The organism is Flavobacterium sp. ST-158 (genome assembly GCF_058309975.1).
This window is the reverse complement of record NZ_JBZEEN010000005.1, coordinates 211,950-234,294: the sequence shown is the minus strand read 5'-3', so window position 1 is coordinate 234,294 and position 22,345 is coordinate 211,950. Positions and strand designations below refer to the sequence as shown.

The following is a 22,345-nucleotide window of genomic DNA, read 5'->3' as shown; positions in this document are numbered from 1 at the left end:
TAATTAAGGATAATTACTATATTATGTTCAAATTAATTTACTCTATTACAGTAAACTTTCCAGTTAATAAATTTACGGAATTTCCTCCCACCATTACTTCAAAATCACCTGGTTCGACTACTTTTTTCATCTCACGATTCCAAATAGATAATTCGTCAGCTGTCAATGTAAACTCTACATGTTGTGTTTCTCCTTTTTTAATGGATATTCTTTTAAAACCTTTTAATGTTTTTTCTGGTGTTGTAGTACTGCTATAAACATCATTAATATAAAGTTGTACTACTTCTTCTCCATCTCTGTCACCAGTATTTTTTACATCTACTGCTACTTTAATTTCACCATCTGTTTTAATTTCTTTGGCGTTTAAAGATAAATTAGAATATTCAAAAGTAGTGTAGCTTAATCCGTAACCAAATGTAAATAATGGATTTTCGCTTTCGCTAACATATCTGTGAATAGCAGATGGTTTTTGATTGTAATAAATTGGCAATTGTCCAACCGATTTAGGAACTGTAATAGGCAACCTTCCCGCTGGATTGTAATCACCAAATAATACATCCGCTACTGCTCTACCACCCTTCTCTCCAGGAAACCAACCTTCTACAATAGCCGGAATATTTTCGGCAATCCAGTTAGTGGATAATGGACGACCGTTCAATAAGACACAAACTACAGGAGTTCCGGTTTTTTGAATGGCTTCAATTAATTCCTGTTGCATTCCGTGTAAATTCAAATCGGCAACATCACGGTTTTCTTCCACTAATTCGTTTGATTCTCCTAAAACAACTACGGCAACATCCGCTTTTTTGGCAGCGTCAATAGCTGGTTGTAAATTTACTTTTTCCAGATTCCAACGCAAATGTGCTCTGGCTCCCCAGCCCCCTTCCCACATTTCGATACGAACTTTGTATTTTTTCCCTGCTTCGATATTTTTTGGAGTCGTAACAATACTTGTCGCTCCTTTTGTCCAGTTGTCAATAACCAATTGATCGTCCACCCACATTCTGATTCCGTCATCTGAACTTAAGCCTAACCATCCGTCAAATGATTTATCTGATTGAATATAACCTGTCCAACGAATAGAAAAATCATCCACATTTACACCATCACCAGGTGCCCAAGGCCAGTCGAACTCTAATTGGCTATCGATTCGAGTCAATGCCGGAGTCCCTTCTAAATTTCTATTATTAAAATATTCACCTTTTAATCCATTTTGAGATCCGTCTGAAGTAAATAAATATTTAGAAGGAATTGCCTGTCCTTTTATAATCAAGGGTACACCTTCTTCATAAACCACATTAGCCGTTTTTCCAACTAATTGCTGAATTCCTTCAAAAACAGTTACTCCTACACTATTCTTAGGCGCATATCCCCCCATTCTTGAAGCATTGGCATTTGGTCCAATAACTGCAATATTTTTTAGGTCTTTTTTTAATGGAAGTAGATTGTTTTCATTTTTCAATAAAACCATCGATTTTTGAGCTGCTTCTAAAGCAACTGACTGATTTTCTTGTGTATGAAAACGCAATTTAATCAAGTTTTTATCAGTATAAGGATTTTCAAATAATCCCAATAAGAATTTCAAACGTAAAACATCACCCGCTGCACGGTCTATGTTTTCCATTGTTAATTTCTTTTCGTTTACTAATTCAACAATTGTGTTTTGCCAAAATTCATTTGAAAAATCATAAAACTGCATATCCACTCCTGCTGAAACCGCTTCTCTGATACTTTCTTTTGGAGAGTCAGATACTTTATGAGTTGTTTGAATGTATTTAATGGCTCCTAAATCGGATACAACAAGTCCTTTGAAACCCCATTCGTTTCTCAAAACATCTGTCAATAACCAATGATTAGCAGCACAAGGAATTCCGTCTAATTCAGAATAAGCACACATTGTTCCTAAAGCACCACCTTTTCTGAAGGCTTTTTCAAAAGAAGGTAAATGATCTTCACGTGCCGAACGCTCCCCAACCAAAATTGGCGACGAATTTCCTCCCGCCTGTGGAATACCGTGAACGGCAAAGTGCTTTGGTTCAGCAATAATAGAACGATCTGATTTTAAATCATCTCCTTGTAATCCTTGGATAAATCCTAAACCAATTTCACTATTCAGGTAAGCATCTTCACCAAAAGTTTCAGCAACTCTTCCCCATCTTGGTTCACGTCCTAAATCTAGATTAGGTCCAAAACCAAAATGAACTCCGTGAGCACGGGCTTCCATTCCGATAACGCCTCCTACTTTTTTCATCAATGCTGTATCCCAAGTTGCACCAAGTCCGATGTTCATTGGGAATGCTGTACTTCCTTCATCTAAATAGCCATGAAGCATTTCACACATAATTAAAGCCGGAATTCCCCAACGATTCCCTTTGATGACATTAGTCTGTAAGTCATTAATCATTTTTGCCGAACGCGGATAAAGGTCATGAATCGCTCCAATTCCTAATTTGCCAATTTTTTCAGCCGATTTAGACTTAGCGAAATCTTCTTTTTCTTTAAAAAAATCACCTCTGTACATGTCCATCTGACGTACTTTTTCTTCAAGAGACATGCGGCTTAAAAGGTCTTTTACTCTTTCCTCAACAGGCAATTTGGAATCCTGATAAGGATACTTCTTTTGAGCAAAGCCAGCTTGACTAAAACCTATAGCCATCACAAAAAGAATAGCTGTTTTTTTAATTTTTAATTCTAACATATTTTAGGCGTATTTTTTAATTCTGAATCACTTTTAAAGTTTTACCATTTACCAAATTGTCATGGGAAATAAAATAACTGTTTAGTGATTTTCCGTTCAATAGTATTGCTTTGATTTTTCCATCGGTATTGACTTCTTTTTCGATTACAATACTGTTATTTTTATAATATTTAGGATCAAGTTTGATCGTTATTTTATCAAACATTGGCGTTGTAATCGTATAAACTGGTTCTCCCGGAACAATGGGATAAATTCCCATCATCGAATACACCAACCAGGCCGACATCGTTCCGGTATCATCATTTCCAGGCAATCCTTTTGGTTTGTTTTGGAAATATTCGCGTACCAGTCTTTTTACATTTTCCTGAGCTTTGAACTCTTCTTCTTTTACATAATTAAACAAATAAGGATTGGCGATATCCGGTTCATTCGCCATATCAAATTGTTTGGTATCAAATATTTTCTGCAATTGTGCAGAAAAAGCTTTATCTCCACCCATTAATTTTTTTAATCCATTGATATCGTGCGGAATCATAAAATTGTACTGCCAGGCATTTCCTTCGATAAAACCAACATTTTCTTCAAAATTAGCTCCCGAATTTGGATCAAATGGTTCATACCAACTGCCATTTGCTATTCTTGGTCGAAATAATTTTAAATTTTTATCGAATAATTTTCGATACGATAAGGAACGTGTTTTAAATCGTTTCGCATCGGCTTTTTTCCCTAAAGCATCCGCCAAAAGAGAGATGGCATAATCAGAAATATTGTATTCCTGCGTGGTCGAAACCGGACCTTTATTGTCAGTAGTTAAAAACCCTTTTTCAATATAATCTTTCAAACCATTTCGCAACGGATTATTTTCTAATTGATCAGCACTTTTAAGCATTGCTTTATAGGCTTTTTGGATATCAAAATCCTGAATTCCTTTCAAATAAGTATCAGCAATTACAATACTTGCAGGATCACCCACCATAGTAAATGTTTCGGTCGAATTCAATTCCCACTTAGGCAACCAGCCGTTTTCATCGTACATTTCGAGCATACTTTTTACCATATCTGATTGTTGTTTTGGATACACCAAAGACATCAACTGATGTAAGTTTCTATACGTATCCCATAATGAAAATACGGTATAACGAGTACCATCGGTTTTACCTATTTTACTTCTTTTGATTTCCGGATATTCTCCATTAAAATCATTTAAGGTATTCGGGTGAATTAATGTATGGTACAAAGCGGTGTAAAATATGGTTTTGTCTTCCTTAGAACCACCTTCGACTGAAATTTTAGATAATTCTTCGTTCCATTCATCATAGGTTTCTTTGTAAACGGCTTCAAATGATTTGTTTCCTACTTCTTTTGCCAGGTTTTCACGAGCGTTTTCAATACTTACATACGAAATACCAATTTTAACTTCAACCGTTTCTGCTTTGTCAAATTGATACGAAAAATAGGTTCCGATGCTATCGCCAACAACCATTTTGGTGGTATTATCCATCATTCTAGTTTTGCCATTGTAGCCCATCCATTGTGCTTCTACACCTTCATATTTAGCTGACTTTTTCCAAACACCAAATTTGTGTGCAGGTTTAGAAAATTTGGCCACAAAATAAACAGGATAAGCATCTTCGGGACTATTGTAACAAAACGAACCTACGGTACGCATTCCTTCAATTTCTGTAGGCGAAACCACTTTTACCATTGCTCCTTCTTCATTGGTTAAACCAACACCTAGATTCAGTAAAATATTGGATTGCCCTTTCGGGAAAGTAAATTTGCTTACACCTACTCTTTTGGAAGCTGTAAACTCTGCTTTGATATTGTATTTATCAATATTTAGCCCATAATAAGCGGTTTTGGCTACTTCATTAGAATAAGTCGATCCGTACTTTAAATGATTCGTTTCAACAGCTCCTGTTGTTGGCATTAGCAAAATAACACCCAAATCAGGACAACCTACGCCACTCAAATTGACTTGGCTAAAACCAGTTAGAAATGTATTTTCATTCACATAGGGATTTGAAAGCCATTGACTGTCTTTTTCTAACGGTCGGTTTTGAGGTCCCGACACATTAAACGGACTAATACTAGCCATTCCCCTTGGAGCAATTGGCCCTGGGAAAGTAGCTCCAAAATTAGAAGTTCCAATAAATGGATTTACAAAATCGGCTGGCTGCTGAGCAAAAATAGTTGCGCTAAAAAACAGCATGCCAAAACATGCTGTTAGTAGTGTTATCCTTTTATTTAAAACCATAGTTAAGTTTTATTTGTTAATCGCTTCAATTTTTAAGGTCCAAGCTTCTTTGCAAGGCAAATTATTTCTTAAACTTTCAGGAATCGTAACTTTGAAACCTTCGCCTAATTTAGTCCATTTTAATTTTACTGAAGAACCTAACATGGTGATTTTTGTTCCTTTTTTAGGACTAATTGATTTCACAACCACTTCCGATGGAATCTTAGTTTCTCCTTCTTTTGCCAAATAAAATAAAAACACATTTCCTGCTTTATTTTGAGTCATACAAATATTATTCTCTTTGTAAGGCGCGATAGGTTTGGTGTTATAAATAGCCGTACTGTTTACTTTCATCCAATCGCCATAAGCCTGTAATAAATCGTAAGCCCCTTGTTGCCATTCTCCTTCTGGACTTGGAGCAACGTTTAATAATAAGTTACCTCCTTTTGCAACTACATCAATTAACATATGAATTCCTTCTCTTCCTGTTAAATATTTAGCATCAGGAGTATATGACCATCCTCCACCTGAAGTAATACAAGATTCCCAAGGATAAGGCAAAGTTTTTTCAGGAACTCTGTTTTCTGGTGTAAGGTAGTTTTGGTTTTTTCCATGAACCGCTCTGTCTACCACAATTAATCCAGGTTGCTTTTTACGAGCTTCTACCACCAATTCATCCATTTTAGGATCTTGATCCACTACTCTGTGTTTAATAAAACCATTTTTAGCTTCGTTTTCTGCGAACTTTTCATCATAATTTTCTTTTATATTTTGAGTATCTCTCTTTTTAACCCAACCTCCATCTAACCAAAGAATATCTATTTTACCATAATCAGTCAATAATTCTAAAATTTGGTTATGCGTAAAATCAACATATTTTTTCCATTTCTCTGGATATAATGCAGGATCATAATTTACATTTCTATCGAAAGGAGGAAAATAAGGATCCCAGTAGTTCTCATTATGCCAATCTGGTTTAGAGAAATAAGCACCAACAGAAAGTTTTTCATTTCTAAAAGCATTGAAAACTTCTTTTGCTATATTAGCTCTTGGATTAGTACTAAAAGGAACATCTTTATTTGTTACCTTATAATCGGAATATTTGGTATCAAACATGTTAAAACCATCGTGGTGTTTTGTAGTGAATACCATGTATTTCATACCCGCATATTTAGCTGCTTTAGCCCATTTTGCAGGATCAAATTTTACCGGATTAAAAGTTTTTCTTAAATTTTCATAATCCTTAACATAGTCGTTATAATTAGAAGGATTACTTCCTTTTTTGCGTTCACACCAGCCATAATCTTCAGGACATATTGACCAAGATTCTACAATTCCCCATTGAGAATAAGTTCCCCAATGCATTAATAAACCAAATTTTTCTCCTTGCCATGTCTCTAAATTTTTTAAAACCAAAGGATCGGTTTCTGGTACATAACGCTCATCTTCATAAATGGCTTGTGAAAATAGTTGTACCGAAAACAATAGGGCTATGATTGCAATGCTTTTTTTCATTCTTTCGTATTTTAATTCTTAAATATGTTATTACTTAGTCTCTTGTATTTATTGTTTCAAGTATCGGTTGGTCTGTAAATGTTAATTGTGTTTGCGCATTTTCATTAAGTTGTTCCAGTACTACAAAATTGTTTACACCTTTATTCAACCAACAACCTGGTACATAAAGTGTTTGTTGCGGTCCTACTTTCCAATAGCGTCCTAAATTATGTCCGTTTACAAATACAATGCCTTTACCCCAAGCTGACATATCCAGAAAAGTATCAGCCGGTTTATCAATGTTTACAATAGATTCATATAGAACTGGGCGTCCTAATTTGATTGTTTCATTTTTAACTGTCGGAACTTCATTCATTGGCATTTTATACATTTCCCATCCACCACTTATTTCATACTCATTAATCATTACTGGAGAAATAATTCCTTTGGTATTGTGTACAATCTCAGCTCCGTAATTGATACGTCCCATATTTTCAACTAGAATTTCTAAAATTCCATTAAAAGGAATTGTAACTGTCAACTCGTAGTTTTTGAAAACTCTGTTTAGTTCACCCACCTTAGATCCATTTACATAAACCGTAGCAAAGTCTCTTAATCCCTGGATTTTCAAAGTTCCAGAAATAGGTTGTGTGAATCTTTTTCGATACAAAACATAACCATTACCCTGACCCAGTTTTTCAAAAGTCAAGGGTTGATCGTTTACAACGGCTTTTTCCTTTTTAATCCAGCTTAAAACATCCATACTGGATTTTACAGGCTGATTAGGAAATTTTGTTACTGGAATTTTCTCGGGTATAGCTGGTAATTTTGTTTTAGAAAATTTTTGCATAACATCACGAATAGCCAAAAACTTTGGAGTTACCCAACCCGCTTCGCTAATAGGTGCATCATAATCATAACTTGTAATATCAGGCTGAATATCCATTTCTTCATTATAATTAGCACCAGAAGTGAATCCAAAATTAGTCCCTCCATGAGCCATATAATAATTAAAAGATACGCCTGCTTCCAAGTATTTTTTAGTTTGATTTGCAATTTCCTCAGAACCGATTTTTACAAATGACTCTGCCCAATGATCCAACCATCCCGGATAAAACTCCGCTACCATATAAGGCCCTTGTCCTTTATGAAATTTATCAACCTGCTTCTTTAAATTTTCAATATTTGATTCTCCATTAGCAGTTGGCAAAACTCCGTCAACAGCACCACCTTCAAACAACCAGGCTCCGTCAGAAGTAAAAAAAGGCTCCTGAAAACCAGTAGATTTCAGCAAATTGAAAATGGCAGTTTTGTATTCCTTATGATTGTTAGAATTGATATCTGTTCTTTGAGAAACATAAGAACCAAATTCATTTTCAACCTGAACCATAATAATTGGTCCTCCCTGATTAGAAAAAAGGCCTTTTACCTCGGCAGACAAATGCTCCAAATAGCTTTTACAAGCTTCTAAAAAGGCTTTATTATTAGTGCGAATTACTAAATCAGGATTATTTTGTAACCACCAAGGATAGCCCCCAAATTCCCATTCTCCACAAGCATAAGGTCCTGGTCTCAAAATTACATACAATCCTTCACTTTTAGCTGTTCGAATAAATTCAGCCAAATTTTTATTTCCGGTTTTAAAATCCCATACTCCCTGAGCTACTTCATGATAATTCCAAAATACATAAGTCGCCACCGTATTCATACCCATTGCTTTAAGCATTTGCAATCTATGTCTCCAATATTCTTTTGGAATACGCTCATAGTGCATTTCTCCTGAATGTATTTTAACAATTTTTCCATCTTGCTTGAATTCTCCATTAGCGATAGAAAATCCTTTTGTTTGCGCCTGATTAAAAAGCGGCATCAAACACATTAATACTATTCCGAATTTAAATAATAGTTTGTTCATTCTTTGTTCCAAATTATACATTTATAAAACCTAAAATTGAATAGTTACTTTACTACAATTTCATTAAAGAACATAAAGGAACTGTCTCCTTTAGGACTTTTTTTCAAATTAGTAGCCACTACTTTTACAAATTTTGCTGCAGTAGGTTTAAAGTTCATCTTAAAATCTTTTAATTCTACATAAGAATTGATGGCAAATGGGTGAACTACTTTTCCAACTTCTTTATAAGCAACTCCATCTGTAGACACAAATGCTTTAATCTCAATAGGAAAATAGATTCCTGCTCCTTGATTTTCTAATGAACCCAAAGCAACCTCACTAATTGTTTTTGTAGTTTCTAGATCAATCACCACATCCATATCATCAACTAACCAAGCCTGCCATTGTCCGTCGTGGAAATTTTTGCTTCCGCGGATAACATTTACAAGTGTATGATCATCTCCTTTATAATTTGAATTGTAAAGGGTATTGTATTTTACCTTATTGGCAAAGGCTTTGTGAAAAACAATCGAATCAGTAAATGTTTTACCAACTGGTTTATCATCCTGAAATAAAGAAGCTTTTAAAACAGTAGATTCTTTTATTTCAATTGGATTCACATATTTTACTGCATCAATTTCAATACTTTTATCACCTAAAACATAACGAATGTCTGGATTAGGAAACTCATTTTTTAATTCAATTTTTATTGATTTATTAGCTAAATCAGCTGTAGAAGTTGCTGTTACTAAATAAGCACTCTTCGAATAATTGATTCCTAAATAATCATAACGTTTTAATAAAGGGAATAATCTTGAAGTAAAATCATTCCAGCTACGATTTTCTTTTGGACTCCAAAGGGTTTCAGATAAAGCAGCTAACCTTGGAAAAATCATGTATTCTGAATCCTTTGGCGTAGCCAGATATTCTGCCCATAAATTAGCCTGTCCACCTAATACATGTGCAGCCTCTTTTGGTGACATAGATGAAACTACAGGATCAAATTTATACACTTCATTTAAAAAATTGTAAGCATTAAAAGCCAATGGTTCTTCGTTTTGAGGTCCTTGATAAAAATTGAAATAACAAGGGTTCTCAGGAGTCATAATCACATCATGTCCTTGTTCTACTGCTTCAATTCCGCCTTTAGTTCCTCTCCAGCTCATCACTGTTGCATCCGGGGCTAAACCACCTTCTAATATTTCATCCCATCCTATTACTCTTTTACCTTTTGAATTGATGTATTTTTCCATACGTTTTACAAAATAGCTTTGCAATTCATGGACATTTTTCAAATGCTCCTCCTTAATTCTTTTTTGACAATGAGGACATTTTTCCCAATTGGTTTTAGTTGCTTCATCGCCTCCGATATGAATATATTTAGAAGGAAAAACAGCAATTACTTCGTCAATTACATTTTGTAAAAACTCAAAAGTCGTTTCTTTACCCGCACAATAAATATCAGTTAATGGCCAAAGTCCACCGGATGGAACTCCAATTCGCTGATTGAAACAACCCAATTCAGGATAAGAAGCAATAGCACTACTTACGTGTGCCGGCATTTCAATTTCAGGAATGATTTCGATATTTTTCTTTTGAGCATATTTTACAATTTCTTTCAGTTCTTCCTGAGTTAAAAATCCGCCATAAGTTCCCTTTTCATCAGGATTTGTCGTTAATCTAGCATTCCAAATTAGATTTTCCTGATTAACACGCCAAGCACCAACTTCGGTTAATTTTGGATATTTTTTAATCTCCATTCTCCATCCCTGATCGTCGACTAAATGTAGATGCAATACATTCATTTTTAGCATTGCTAATCGATCAATTGTGGCTTTTATATATGATTTATCAAAAAAATGACGGGATAAATCCAACATCAATCCTCTCCATTGAAAGCGAGGTTCATCGACAATATTCACATTAGGAATTGACCAGTTTACATTAGCAACTGTTTTTTTACTTTCAATTGCGGTAGGTAATAATTGTCGGATGGATTCCAAAGCATAAATAAAACCGGCATTTTCTTTTGCTGTTATTACGATACTTTTTGAAGTAACTTCTAATTTATAAGCTTCTCTATTTAAGTTTTTATCAACTTTAAATTCGATAAAATTATTTTTAGGCTTCTTATTTGAAATTTGAGGTTTCCATCCTGCTGCCAATTGAAATTTAGCGATCAATACCTCTACTATTTCCTTTTGTGAATCCCCTTTAACAATGAATTTAGTATTTGAAGAAAATTGAAACTTTCCTTGTTTAATTTCTGTATGAGCAGGTTTAGGTATAATAGCTATTTCTTTCTGTGCCACAACCGAAGTCGTAATCAGAAGTAAAAACAAGACAATCGTAGTTTTAATTATTCTCATATATTATTTATTTTAAAAAGGGTTCTATATCGTTTTTTGGCTTTGTATTTATTTTTAAAGTCCGTAAAATTATTTATCCCAAGTCATTTTAAACTTTGCATCTTCCATGCGGTTTCCTTTTTCATCATCACAAACTGCATAATTAAAACCGGAACGCAAACTATAGCCTGAGTATTCACCATTTTTATTCAATGCAATGAAACCAACCTGTAAATACTCCATGTCTTTGTGATTTTTATGCTTGTTGTAAATACGTTCAGTAATTTCTTTACAAGCTTCATAAGGCGATTTCCCCTGACGTATTAATTCCACTACCATAGCGCTCCCGGCTGTTCTAATAACGGCTTCTCCTAAACCGGTTGCGGCAGCGGCTCCTACTTCATTATCCAGGAAAAGTCCCGCGCCGATGATTGGGGAGTCACCGACACGACCGTGTATTTTCCAGGCTGCTCCGCTGGTTGTACAACCTCCGGCAAGATTTCCATCTTCATCAACCATTAACATACTAATGGTATCATGATTTTCAATATTAATTACAGGTTTGTATTTAGATTCCTCTAACCATTTTTTCCAATCTTTTTCGGCTTCAGGAGTTAATAAATTTTCCTCTTTAAATCCTTCAGAAAGTGCAAACTGTAATGCTCCTGAACCGGACAACATAACATGTGGTGTGTTTTCTAAAACTCTTTTAGCAACAGAAATAGGATGCATAATCCCTTCTAAAAAAGATACCGAACCACAATTGCTGTTATGGTCCATAATGCAGGCATCCAAAGTTACTTTTCCCTCACGATCCGGATAGCCTCCGTAACCTACACTTCGTACTTTAGGATCAGCCTCCGGAATTCTCAAACCAGCTTCAAGAGCATCTAAAGCTTTTTTTCCAGCTTTAATTTGCTTCCAAGTTTCCTCATTAGCTGGCAAACCATGATTCCAAGTCGAAATAACAACAGGTTTTTTGACTTTTTTTGAAGCACTTTTTAAAGGAGTCTCTGGCGTAGTCATTCCATTGACTCCTATAAAAGTACCTAAGCCTATGGTTCCTAAAGTAGTTTTTTTAATAAAATTTCTTCTGTTTGACATAGTCTTAGTTTTAGTTAGGGTTTGTGTTTAGATTTAGTTTTCAATTTATTTTAAACTTTCTTTAGTCTTTTTAATTACTTTCAAATAGGCATCCGAAATAGCATTTCCATCAAAAAAAGAAACTCCTTTTGCACCATTTTCTTTAGCTAATAAAATTGTTTTTCTCAATTCCTCTTCCGATTCAACACCTGGAATGTAAATCCCTGTGTTCAACTTTGTATTGGTTCCTTTTAAATCGCTAACACCTTGTTTGGTTGCAAAACCTACCCAATCCGCTCCTTCATTATAGAAATTATGATAAATCATAGGATATACTTCATCTATATTCCATTTATCCCAACGTTGACGCACCATGTGATCCGCCATTTCTGGATAAGGGAATACTGCAGCAGTTAGAGTTTTACCATATTTATGTGCAATTTCGTAAGCATGATTTACTACATTTCTTATTTGGTTTAAGCGAAATTGCTTCCATTCCATATCAATTTCGGGATGTTCCATTTTTCTTGGATCTTTGCCAAATTCCTTCATAAAAGCATTGACACTGGCATCTGAATAATCAAAATCATAATCCGGTAATTCAGTATTTTGAACCAAATTATATTTTGGCAACAAACCAATTGGTAAAAAAACATCCGGATAACGGATGTAATCCAAGTGTACGCTTTCAACTCCTTCTACTTTAGCCAGTCCTTCTAATAAATCATAAATATGTTGGCGCGCTTCAGGATGACTTGGAGACAACCACTGATAATAATCTACATACGGACGATCATCAAAACAAGATTTCCCGCTTCGGCTAACCATGTACCAATCCGGATGTTGTAAGGCAACTTTGTCTCCTGGACGGTTCATAGTCATGATCCAGGCATGAACTCGTAATCCTTCATTTTTAGCCAATGGAACTAATCTTTTCAACAACTCAGGACTTGTACCCGTGTTGATTAAAACCTCATCAATACCCGCTTCGTAGTACTTTTTAAATTCAACACTATAAGATTCGTCACTACGTTTAGCATCGGCTGAAATCCAAACTCCAAATTCAAAATCTTTTGCTTTTTGTTTCACTTCTGAATTTTGGATTATTTTATTCGAACAAGCCGTGATGATTAATCCTAAAAATAATAGTTGAATATATTTCATAATTAATTTTTCTGTATGTTAGTATTAAAACTATTTTTTCATGTTTTCAAAAAGCGTGTTCAATAATTCTTGCTTATTATCCAGACTGTATTCCCAAAACATAGCTCCACCTAAACCTTTAATTTTAATAAAATTTGCTTTCAATTCAATCTCATTTGGTGTTTCATAAGATATAAAAATGCCCTCTTTTTCATTCCACAAATAAGAAGCTTTTGCCGACTCATCATAAAGCTGTTTGTATTTTCCGGTAGCTATTTCTTCTTTAATTTTCCAATAAGCAATAATCTCAGCACCCGTTTGCGCCGATTGATACAAACCGTTATTTTGTGGATTTACTTTAGCCCATTTTCTGCCGTAAAAAGGAATTCCTATAACGAGTTTATCGTTTGCTATTCCAGTTTTCAAATAAGCCTCAACTGTTTTACTCAAATTATCACCTCCAAATTTTTCAAATTTTGAAGCATTTAAATTAGCATGATGTCCAGTTTGATACATCCAACCGTTATAAAAATCATAACACATTACGTTAATGTAGTCTAGGTATTTTTGAGCTGTTTTTAAATCTGTATGATCTAAATAAGTTTGATCTGCTCCAGAAGCAATACTCAATAAATAATGAACTTTATCGGAGGTAGTTTGAATTTCTAACTGTTTTCGTAATTCGGCAAGTAACAGCGTAAAATTTTCTTTATCTGATGGTCTGAACACATTGTCTTCAGCACGCTGTCCAGGAAATTCCCAATCAATATCAATGCCGTCAAAACCATAAGTTTTCATCAGCTTAACTGCGCTTTTAGCAAATTTTTCTCTAGAAGCGGCATAAGCTGCAATATTTGAAAATTGGTCTGACCAAACCCAGCCACCTATAGAAAATAAAACTTTTAAAGAAGGATTTTGTTTTTTAAGTCCCATCAATACTTTTATTTTAGCATCATCAGTGGCTAATTCAAATTGGACGTTGCCATTTACAATATTTGCAAAAGCATAATTGACATGAGTTAATTTTGAAGCATCAACCTTAGCCGGATCAAAATCCTCATAACCTGCCACGTAACCAATTATTTTTAAATTTTTTGTTTCCTTTTTCTTTTTAATATCTAAAGAAGAACAAGCAAAAAAACTACTAATTATCACTATGTAAAGACTTAATTTCATTCTTTTATATACTTTATATTTTCTAATTAAACAGTACTATTTCTCAATAAACTGACCATCTTCTTTTATAATTAATAGCTTATTAGAAAAAGGACTTTTTACTGAAATAACATATCCAGAAGAATAATTTTCTAAAACCGGTTTTATTATTTTACCCTCCACAGTAATTGTTTTTTTGCTAAGCATTTCTATTGATTTAGCCCAAATTTTATGATTTCCATGATAGCTTTTTTGTTTCCTGTACAAACTAAACAACTCCCATTTAATTTTGTCATCCTGCGGAATGCTAAAGTTATCGCTATTTCCAATTTCTTTTGAAGAAAAATAGACATAGCCCCATTTTTCTGGCTCGTGCATATTGATTACACCTTGTGGAGACCAAACCCAATTGTATTCTGGTAAAAACTTGCCTGAAGCATCTTTTTTACGTTCGTATTTTCCGTTTATAATATCATGTTGCCAATTGACTCTTGAAAAATTGACTCTCCAAAATTTATTTCTTGGCACATTGTCTTCTCCATAGGATTTTTGATATGCTGCCCATGGAATGGCTAATTCTAAAAACCATCCTTCGTCTCTATCTGTTGAATTATTAATCGTTCCATGCACTTTAACTGCCGATTTTAAACCCGTAATATTCCAGTCGTTTAAAACCACATTTTTTTCTCGATAGGGTTTATTTATAAACAAATCCCAAGCCGTATTCAATGCATTAATTTCCAACTCATAATAATTATTTGCATCTCCATCAGGATCAATAAAAACTTCAAAATCATTGTTGTAAAAAATAATGGTATCCCGCTGTTTTAGATTTGCCCATACATGAGGTTCTTCTATTTTAGCTAGTATGTAATAATACTTCTCATCCCAAAGCATTTTTACTTTGGTATCATATTTAGGTTTCATAATTCCTTCAATATCGATAAAAGAAGTTGTCCATTCTGCTTTATCCCAAGCTGATTCAGAAGCTTCTCCATCAATTACAATTGTTTCAGAAGTTTTATAAGCCACATATTCTTTGGGTATCATTTCGCCATTTGCCTGAGCCAAACCCACCAAAGAGTAAAAAAACAAAAGCGAAGACATTATTTTACGACTTTCTTGCATCATTTTTATAAACTATTATCTTTAGTAAATTGAATCACTTCACTTAGTTTACCAAAAGCCATTGCTACCACAGTATCAGCTGCACCATAATAAACAGCTAATTTGTCCTCTTCAGTATCATGTAAAGCAGCACATGGAAAAACCACATTAGGTACATCTCCGGTTTGTTCATAATCTACTGCCGGTCCTAATAAATAAGGCTGTGTTCTGTATTTTACAGTATCTGGTTTTTCGGTATCTAAAATTGCTGCTCCCATCGCATAACGGAAACCGTTACAAGTGTTAATTACCCCGTGGTAAATCATTAACCAGCCTTCTTCAGTCAAAATAGGAATGGGTCCAGCGCCAATTTTGGTACATTGCCAGGCACTATCTTCAAATGGTGTTGGTTTCATCACTAAACGGTGTTCTCCCCAATATTTCATATCCGGGCTAAAGCTTATCCAGATATCTCCAAATGGTGTATGTCCATTATCACTGGGACGGCTTAACATCGCATATTTTCCATCTATTTTTTGCGGAAATAAAACACCGTTTCTGTTAAAAGGTAAATAAGCATTTTCACATTGAAAAAATTCTACGAAATCAAAAGTATAACCAATACCAATTGTTGGACCATTATACCCATTACACCAGGTAATCCAGTAACGGTCTTCAATAAAAACTACACGAGGATCATATTTATAAGCAGATTCAATCATTTCGGTATTACCGGCCTGCATTACAATTGGTTCGTGATTAATATCCCAATTGATTCCGTCTTTACTGAAACCAGCAAAAATATTCATCTGAACCGCTTTGTTATCACATCTAAAAACACCAGCAAAACCATCTCCAAAAGGAACTACAGCACTGTTAAAAATACTATTTGAAGAAGGAATTGCATATCTGTCAATAATAGGATTATTGGCATAACGCCACATAATATCATTATTATTTTCCGGTCTATCTTGCCAAGGAATTGCGCTCATTGTTATTGTTTTAATATAATTAATTTAGTGTTTTTCTTATTTCTAATTTGCTATTTTTTTAACTTTATCTAACCAAGTATATTTTAAAATAACAGAAGTAATCAAAAAGACTATCATTGAAATAAACATTTTAGGATAATCTCGGATTAATAAAAATATTGGTAAAACAATCATACTGGATTGCCAAATAATTCCAATAATACAATTTAGCATATCCATTGTAAAATCGTTGTTCTTTTCGAAGGTAGCATCCTCATTTTTCAGTAATTTATAAATAGGTTTCCACCATCCCCAAGGACGAACATTAGTATAAAAAGATTTTAAAACTTCTGTATCAGTAGCTTTTGTAAAAAAAGTTCCTAGCAAGCAACCCGCAACCGAAAAACTAAAGATAACAGGAAACATATAAATATCTTTCATTTGAGATAAATCATACAACCAACTTCCTTCTGTAAAACTTCCTTTAGATTGACCTAAAACAAATTGAAAAGAAGCAATGACCAAACCGGCAAACATTCCCCAAAAATAGCCCCAGCCATTAAAACGCCACCAAACCCATTTTAAAAAATTTGCTGCTACGTATCCGCCAAACAAAGCACTGGTAATCCACAAAGTCAAAGAATTAATAGAATCGGCAAAAAAGCCCATAAAAACGCCTAAACCAACAATGATAAAAGAAGCGATATGACTTATTTTTATATAATGTTCGCTGGTAGCAACTGGCTTAAAATATTTTTTATAAATATCATTTACAATATACGCAGGTCCTGCATTTACAAAAGCTGAAAACGTAGACATAAAAGCCGCTAATAATCCTGCTAACAACAAACCTTTGATTCCTACAGGTACGTGGAAATTAATAACCGTAGGTAATAATATTTCTAAATCGGCACCACTCAAAGATGGATTGGCTGCCATTTGGGGAGAAAGAACCACTAATGCTATTACCACAATTCCACCAATTAATAAATACCTTGGAATAAAAAGAATCAAATTAGTAAAACCACTCATATATGCTGCTTCTTTTACCGATTTTGTTGAAAGAATACGTTGCAAATCATAACTTGGTGTAGGACCGGCAATACTGGCAAAGAAACCTTTAAACAAAGACATTCCAACTAATGCTCCAAACATTTTATAGCCTTCAGTATTAATCAATGCATCAAAAGCAGCATACTTGTCAGACCAGTGACTTCCTAATTCCATACTAAAGAAAACATTTTTCCATTCCTCTGTAATAATCGAATTGATCTGAACATCCGTATAGTTGACAAGTGTATATCCGGCAACAAGTACACCTGACAAAATCATGATACCGTATTGCAATACTTCGGTAGCAACTACCGAAAACATACCTCCTTTGATAGTATAAAGAGTAGTCATGAAGATGATAATTAAGGCATAAGATTGCTCTGAAGTAAGCAAAACAGCTCCATTAAAATGCAAAGCCAAATCCCAAGGTAAAATAACGGTCATAAACTTACCGATTCCTTCAAAGAAATAAGCAATAAAACCTATTGTAGAAATAATTGCAAAAACAGCAACAATAATATGCGATGCTTTCCCCGCCCTATCATTCCCAAAACGAGTTAAAATCCACTCTGAACCTGTCATTATATTGGAACGTCTTATCCAAACAGCCAGAAACATCATGACAAAAATCTGATTCCAAATGGGCCAAAGCCACATTAAAAAAAAGCTTTTAATCCCATAAAGAAACAAAATCCCTACCATCCAAGCCGTTCCAGAAACATCAAACATTCCCGAGCCATTACTCAATCCCAGATAATACCACTTGATGGAATTTCCTCCCAGGAAATAATCGTCCAGACCTTTTGAAGCCTTTTTAGATATCCAAATTCCTATTCCTATCGTAATAAGAATATAAATAATTATAATACTTAAATCGATGCTGTTCATTAGTCTGCTTTGTTAGAATTAGTTAAACCCCAATTTTCATTTGGCTTAGAGCCCATAACAAAATGCAGTACACCACCTTGTGTTATTTGTTTGTGCGAAATGGTTGTTTTATTAAATGGTTTTCCGTTTAATGTTGCCGATTGAATGTAAAAATTGGTTGCCGAAACATTTTCGGCTTCGATTGTAAATGTTTTTCCTCCTTCAAGTGTAATAGTTGCTTTTTCAAAAATTGGACTTCCTATTTCATATTCTCCCGAAGCAGGATTCATTGGATACAAACCAATAGAACTAAAAACATACCAAGCCGACATTTGTCCACAATCTTCGTTTCCACTTAAACCATTTGGAGTAGTATTGTATTGCGTGTCTAAAATATGACGTACCCAATATTGTGTTCGCCAAGGCTGATGGGCATGATTAAACATATAAGCAATATGATGACTCGGTTCATTTCCATGTGCATATTGTCCAATTAATCCCGAAATATCAGCTGAAACATTATTCCCTGTAATTTCAGAACTCTCTGTAAATAATTGTTCTAAACGTTTCGTAAAAATGGCATCACTTCCGTGCAATTTTATAAAATCATCTACATTATGAGGTACAAACCAGCTGTGTTGCCAAGCATTTCCTTCGGTATAATCAGTATGTTCTCTGTGATTAGAATGTTTGGGATCAAAAGGTTCATTCCAAGATTTTCCATCTTCTGATTTTCCTCTCATGAATCCAGTTTTCGAATCAAATAAAAACTGATACGCCTTAGAACGATTCAAGAAAAACTGATAATCAGCTTCTTTTCCTAATGCTTTTGCCATTTGTGCTACACACCAGTCGTCATAAGCATATTCTAAAGTAATAGTTACCGACTCGTCCAAAAGATTATAAGGAATGTAACCATATTTTTTATACAAATTCAATCCGCGTTCGTCTTGCATCATCGTGGTTTTCATGGCCTGATAAGCTTTTTCAGCATCAAAACCTTTAATACCATTTTTATAAGCATTCAGAATTACAGGAATCGAATGGTAACCTGTCATGGTATTGGTTTCATTGGCAGAAAGTGTCCAAACTGGCAATATTTTTTTAGTTTCATAATAGGCCAACATGGAGTTCACAATATCAGAAGCTTTGTCTGGTGCAACAATTGTTAACAAAGGATTCTCGGCTCTAAAAGTATCCCAAAGTGATAAAGTGGAGTAAGCTGTATAATTTTTAGCAGTAATAATTTTATCATCTTCTCTTCTAAATTGCCCATTTTTATCGCTATAAGTGGCTGGAGCAATTTGAGCATGATACAAGGCGGTATAAAAAATAGTTTTAAGTGAATCTATTGGAGTTTCAACTTGAATTTTAGACAAAGCAGAATTCCATGTTTTTTCCGCTGCTGATTTGGCTTTATTAAAATCAAAACCAGCAGTATCCATATTTTCTTTTGCATTAGCAACACTAACCGATGACAAGGCTACTTTTACCAATAATTCATTGCTATTATTAGATTTAAAAAACAACTGAGCTGCTGTTTTTTCACCTTCGGATGTTTTTCCTTTTACCAATTTGCTATCTGCAATTAAATCAGCTTCAGTAATTGGCTTTGAAAATTTGGCTACAAAAAATACTTTTTGATTTTTAGCCCAACCAGTACTGAAACGAAAACCGCTAATTGTATTTTCATCTTCAATAGTGATTCCTGTTTTTGTTGCTTTATCCCAATTGATAGCAAAACCTAAATCGATAACTACTGATTGTGAATCTTTTTCTGCAAAAGTATATTTATGAAATGCTGTGCGTTGCGAAGCTGTTAATTCGACATTGATTTTAGAATCCTCAAGAAAAACTTGGTAAGAACCTGGTATTGCTTTTTCGTTAACATGGCTGTATTTTGATTTATATGGAAGATCATTTCTAGAAGTAATTGGTAAACTCAAATCAACTTTTTTATTGATTGGCATAAAAAGAACATCTGCCAAATCACCAATACCGGTTCCGCTTAAATGTAAATGGCTAAATCCTGAAACAATTGAATCCGAATAATGATAACCCGAACACCAATCCCAATTGGAAATTCCATTATCAGGACTTACTTGAATCATTCCAAAAGGTACTGTAGCTCCTGGAAAAGTATGGCCATGACCTCCTGTTCCTATAAAAGGATCAACATTTTCAATTAAATCATTATTGCTAATTATTTTTTCGCTGTTTGATTTACAATTTGAAAGAAAAACTGCAGTTAAAACAAGTAAAGTGATATTCTTCATAAGCGATATTCTTAAATTTAACATTAAATTTATATAAATTTGACCTGTGCCAAAATAATTTTAGACGGACAACAAAGAAACAGCCCTAAACACCAAAAAAAAGGGATTAAAAACTAAAAAGCTCAAAAATGATTTTCAATTCTAACAAGTTTCATAAAATTCCCCTGCATTATCATGTAATATTTTGGTCAATCTATTTTATCTTTAATACTTTTAGATGGGGAAGCTACTTTAATGACTATGTCTACTCTTTAAAATCTAATTTATTAGGATTTCCAATTCACATGACATTGTGTTATTTGAACATCTTAATACTCATGCCTAATTTTGTCTACAAAAAAAAATACACCCTTTATATCTTAATCTTACTGGTTGCGCTATTTAGCATGGTATTGTTAAAGTTTAATTTAACTTATTTTTTAATCAGTCACAATGTTTGGCCAGAGGGGCCTGAACCATTAGAAAATTTATCCTTAAATTATACCATAGATATGATGATAGGTGAACTTTATGTTATCACTTTTGTAACTGCTATCAAAATAACTTTAGATTTTATAAAAGAACATAAAAGAGTTACTGATCTTCAAAAATCGAATTTAGAAACAGAATTACTTTTTTTAAAATCGCAAATATCTCCTCATTTCTTCTTTAATACCTTGAACAATATCTACTCTTTGTCGGTTGAGAAATCAAACAAAACACCTAAAATTATCTTAAAACTGTCTGAATTAATGCGTTATATGCTTTATGAAACACAGAGTAAAAGACAAACCTTAGAAAACGAAATTCTCTGCATTCAAAATTACCTGGATTTAGAACGCATCAGACACGATGAGAGACTGGAAGTTAATATGTATATTTCCGGAGATATTCAAGATAAAGAAATTGCACCAATGCTTATGTTGACATTTATAGAAAATGCTTTCAAACATGGCGCTAATAAAAATGTGGGACATGTAAAAATTGACATCAACTTCAAAATCAAAGAAGATTTTTTATATTTCTCAGTTAGCAACCCCATGCCTACTATTACCAAGCATGTAGACAATTTTAACAAGTCAAGTGGTATAGGAATTGAAAATGTGAAAAAAAGACTTGAATTAGGCTATAACAAAAATGATTATTCTTTATCAATTAAAAATAAAAAGAATATTTTTGTGATAAAGCTCAAAATTAGAGTTTCATAAATAAACTTTCCAAAATAAAAAGTCATCCAATATTTTTTGACCCCCTAAAATTATAAATAAAAATGAAAATCAAATGTCTAATAATAGATGATGAGCCATTAGCAATTAATGTAATTAAAAACTATATAGAACAAATTGAAGAATTAGAATTGATTAATTCCTTTAGTAATTCTATTGAAGGGCTGAATTTTTTAAAAAACAATGCTGTTGATGTCATTTTTTTAGATATCAATATGCCTGTTTTAGACGGTATTAATTTTATTAAAAGTTTAGAAAATCCACCTTTATTAATAATTACAAGTGCTTATGATGAGTTTGCAATTGAAACTTACGAATTGGATGTGCTTGATTATTTAGTAAAACCAATAGAGTTTCCAAGACTCATGAAAGCGGTAAATAAAGTATACAAAAGGTTAGATACCAGTAATAAATCAGTAGCTGAAAACATAAAAGAACATCCGTTTATTTTTGTCAAAATTGACAAAAAGAAAATGAAAAAGATTTTTCTTGATGAAATTTTAGTGATTGAAAGCTTAAAAGATTATTTAAAAATAAACACCTTATCAGGCAAGTACATCATTCACAGTACCTTATCTGATTTTACTAATTTATTACCCGAAAGAGATTTTATAAGAATCCATCGATCGTATACTGTAGCTATTGATAAAATTGATGCTGTAGAAGGAAATAGTATTGAAATTGAAGGTTTAAGATACGTTATTGGCCGATCTTATATAGATGAGGTAAAACAACGCATTTTAAATTCGGCAATTTAATTAACAACATTTGTCTTTCGAGAAATTTATTTGAAAACACCAAACAATACTTTTTGT

General features: G+C 33.6%; 14 protein-coding genes. 2 read left to right on the top strand and 12 right to left on the bottom strand.

Annotated features, from left to right (window positions below):
• Positions 1 to 37: 37 nt before the first annotated feature.
• From AC4FRF_RS09930 to AC4FRF_RS09875, 12 genes are all read right to left on the bottom strand, one after another.
• Positions 38 to 2,698 (bottom strand): glycoside hydrolase family 3 N-terminal domain-containing protein, encoded by a 2,661-nt coding sequence (locus AC4FRF_RS09930; RefSeq protein WP_491159344.1) that lies wholly within the window; start codon positions 2,696 to 2,698, stop codon positions 38 to 40.
• A gap of 16 nt (positions 2,699 to 2,714) precedes the next feature.
• A complete protein-coding gene (locus AC4FRF_RS09925; protein ID WP_491159343.1) occupies positions 2,715 to 4,955 on the bottom strand; it encodes a GH92 family glycosyl hydrolase in 2,241 nt (746 codons plus the stop codon).
• Between the two features lie 9 nt (positions 4,956 to 4,964).
• Positions 4,965 to 6,449, bottom strand: coding sequence for an alpha-L-fucosidase (locus AC4FRF_RS09920; RefSeq protein ID WP_491159342.1), 1,485 nt, complete (start codon positions 6,447 to 6,449; stop codon positions 4,965 to 4,967).
• A gap of 34 nt (positions 6,450 to 6,483) precedes the next feature.
• Positions 6,484 to 8,343 carry a glycoside hydrolase family 35 protein gene (locus AC4FRF_RS09915; protein ID WP_491159341.1) on the bottom strand — a complete coding sequence of 620 codons (1,860 nt, stop codon included), beginning with the start codon at positions 8,341 to 8,343 and terminating at the stop codon, positions 6,484 to 6,486.
• 44 nt (positions 8,344 to 8,387) lie between these two features.
• The gene (locus AC4FRF_RS09910) at positions 8,388 to 10,691 is read right to left on the bottom strand and encodes a family 20 glycosylhydrolase (RefSeq protein ID WP_491159340.1); all 2,304 of its coding nucleotides are present in this window, start codon (positions 10,689 to 10,691) and stop codon (positions 8,388 to 8,390) included.
• A 69-nt stretch (positions 10,692 to 10,760) separates the two neighbouring features.
• Positions 10,761 to 11,774, bottom strand: a complete 1,014-nt coding sequence (locus AC4FRF_RS09905; protein ID WP_491159339.1) for an isoaspartyl peptidase/L-asparaginase family protein — start codon at positions 11,772 to 11,774, stop codon at positions 10,761 to 10,763.
• A gap of 45 nt (positions 11,775 to 11,819) precedes the next feature.
• The gene (locus AC4FRF_RS09900; protein WP_491159338.1) at positions 11,820 to 12,917 is read right to left on the bottom strand and encodes a family 10 glycosylhydrolase; all 1,098 of its coding nucleotides are present in this window, start codon (positions 12,915 to 12,917) and stop codon (positions 11,820 to 11,822) included.
• A 30-nt stretch (positions 12,918 to 12,947) separates the two neighbouring features.
• Positions 12,948 to 14,072: a glycoside hydrolase family 18 protein gene (locus AC4FRF_RS09895; RefSeq protein ID WP_491159337.1), complete on the bottom strand. Its 1,125-nt coding sequence runs from the start codon at positions 14,070 to 14,072 to the stop codon at positions 12,948 to 12,950.
• A 36-nt stretch (positions 14,073 to 14,108) separates the two neighbouring features.
• Complete coding sequence (locus AC4FRF_RS09890; protein ID WP_491159392.1) at positions 14,109 to 15,179, bottom strand: carbohydrate-binding family 9-like protein; 1,071 nt, start codon at positions 15,177 to 15,179, stop codon at positions 14,109 to 14,111.
• Between the two features lie 5 nt (positions 15,180 to 15,184).
• Entirely contained in the window at positions 15,185 to 16,150 is a 966-nt protein-coding gene (locus tag AC4FRF_RS09885; RefSeq protein ID WP_491159336.1) for a glycoside hydrolase family 130 protein, read from the bottom strand.
• A gap of 42 nt (positions 16,151 to 16,192) precedes the next feature.
• Positions 16,193 to 18,070, bottom strand: a complete 1,878-nt coding sequence (locus AC4FRF_RS09880) for a sodium:solute symporter family protein (protein ID WP_491159335.1) — start codon at positions 18,068 to 18,070, stop codon at positions 16,193 to 16,195.
• Positions 18,070 to 20,325: a GH92 family glycosyl hydrolase gene (locus tag AC4FRF_RS09875; protein WP_491159334.1), complete on the bottom strand. Its 2,256-nt coding sequence runs from the start codon at positions 20,323 to 20,325 to the stop codon at positions 18,070 to 18,072. The genes AC4FRF_RS09880 and AC4FRF_RS09875 overlap by 1 nt, the downstream gene beginning before the upstream one ends.
• Positions 20,326 to 20,453: 128 nt before the next feature.
• On the opposite strand from AC4FRF_RS09875, the gene AC4FRF_RS09870 reads away from it, so the two are divergent.
• Together AC4FRF_RS09870 and AC4FRF_RS09865 are read left to right on the top strand one after the other, a co-directional pair.
• Entirely contained in the window at positions 20,454 to 21,512 is a 1,059-nt protein-coding gene (locus tag AC4FRF_RS09870) for a sensor histidine kinase (protein ID WP_491159333.1), read from the top strand.
• 62 nt (positions 21,513 to 21,574) lie between these two features.
• The gene (locus tag AC4FRF_RS09865) at positions 21,575 to 22,288 is read left to right on the top strand and encodes a LytR/AlgR family response regulator transcription factor (RefSeq protein WP_491159332.1); all 714 of its coding nucleotides are present in this window, start codon (positions 21,575 to 21,577) and stop codon (positions 22,286 to 22,288) included.
• Positions 22,289 to 22,345 lie beyond the last annotated feature (57 nt).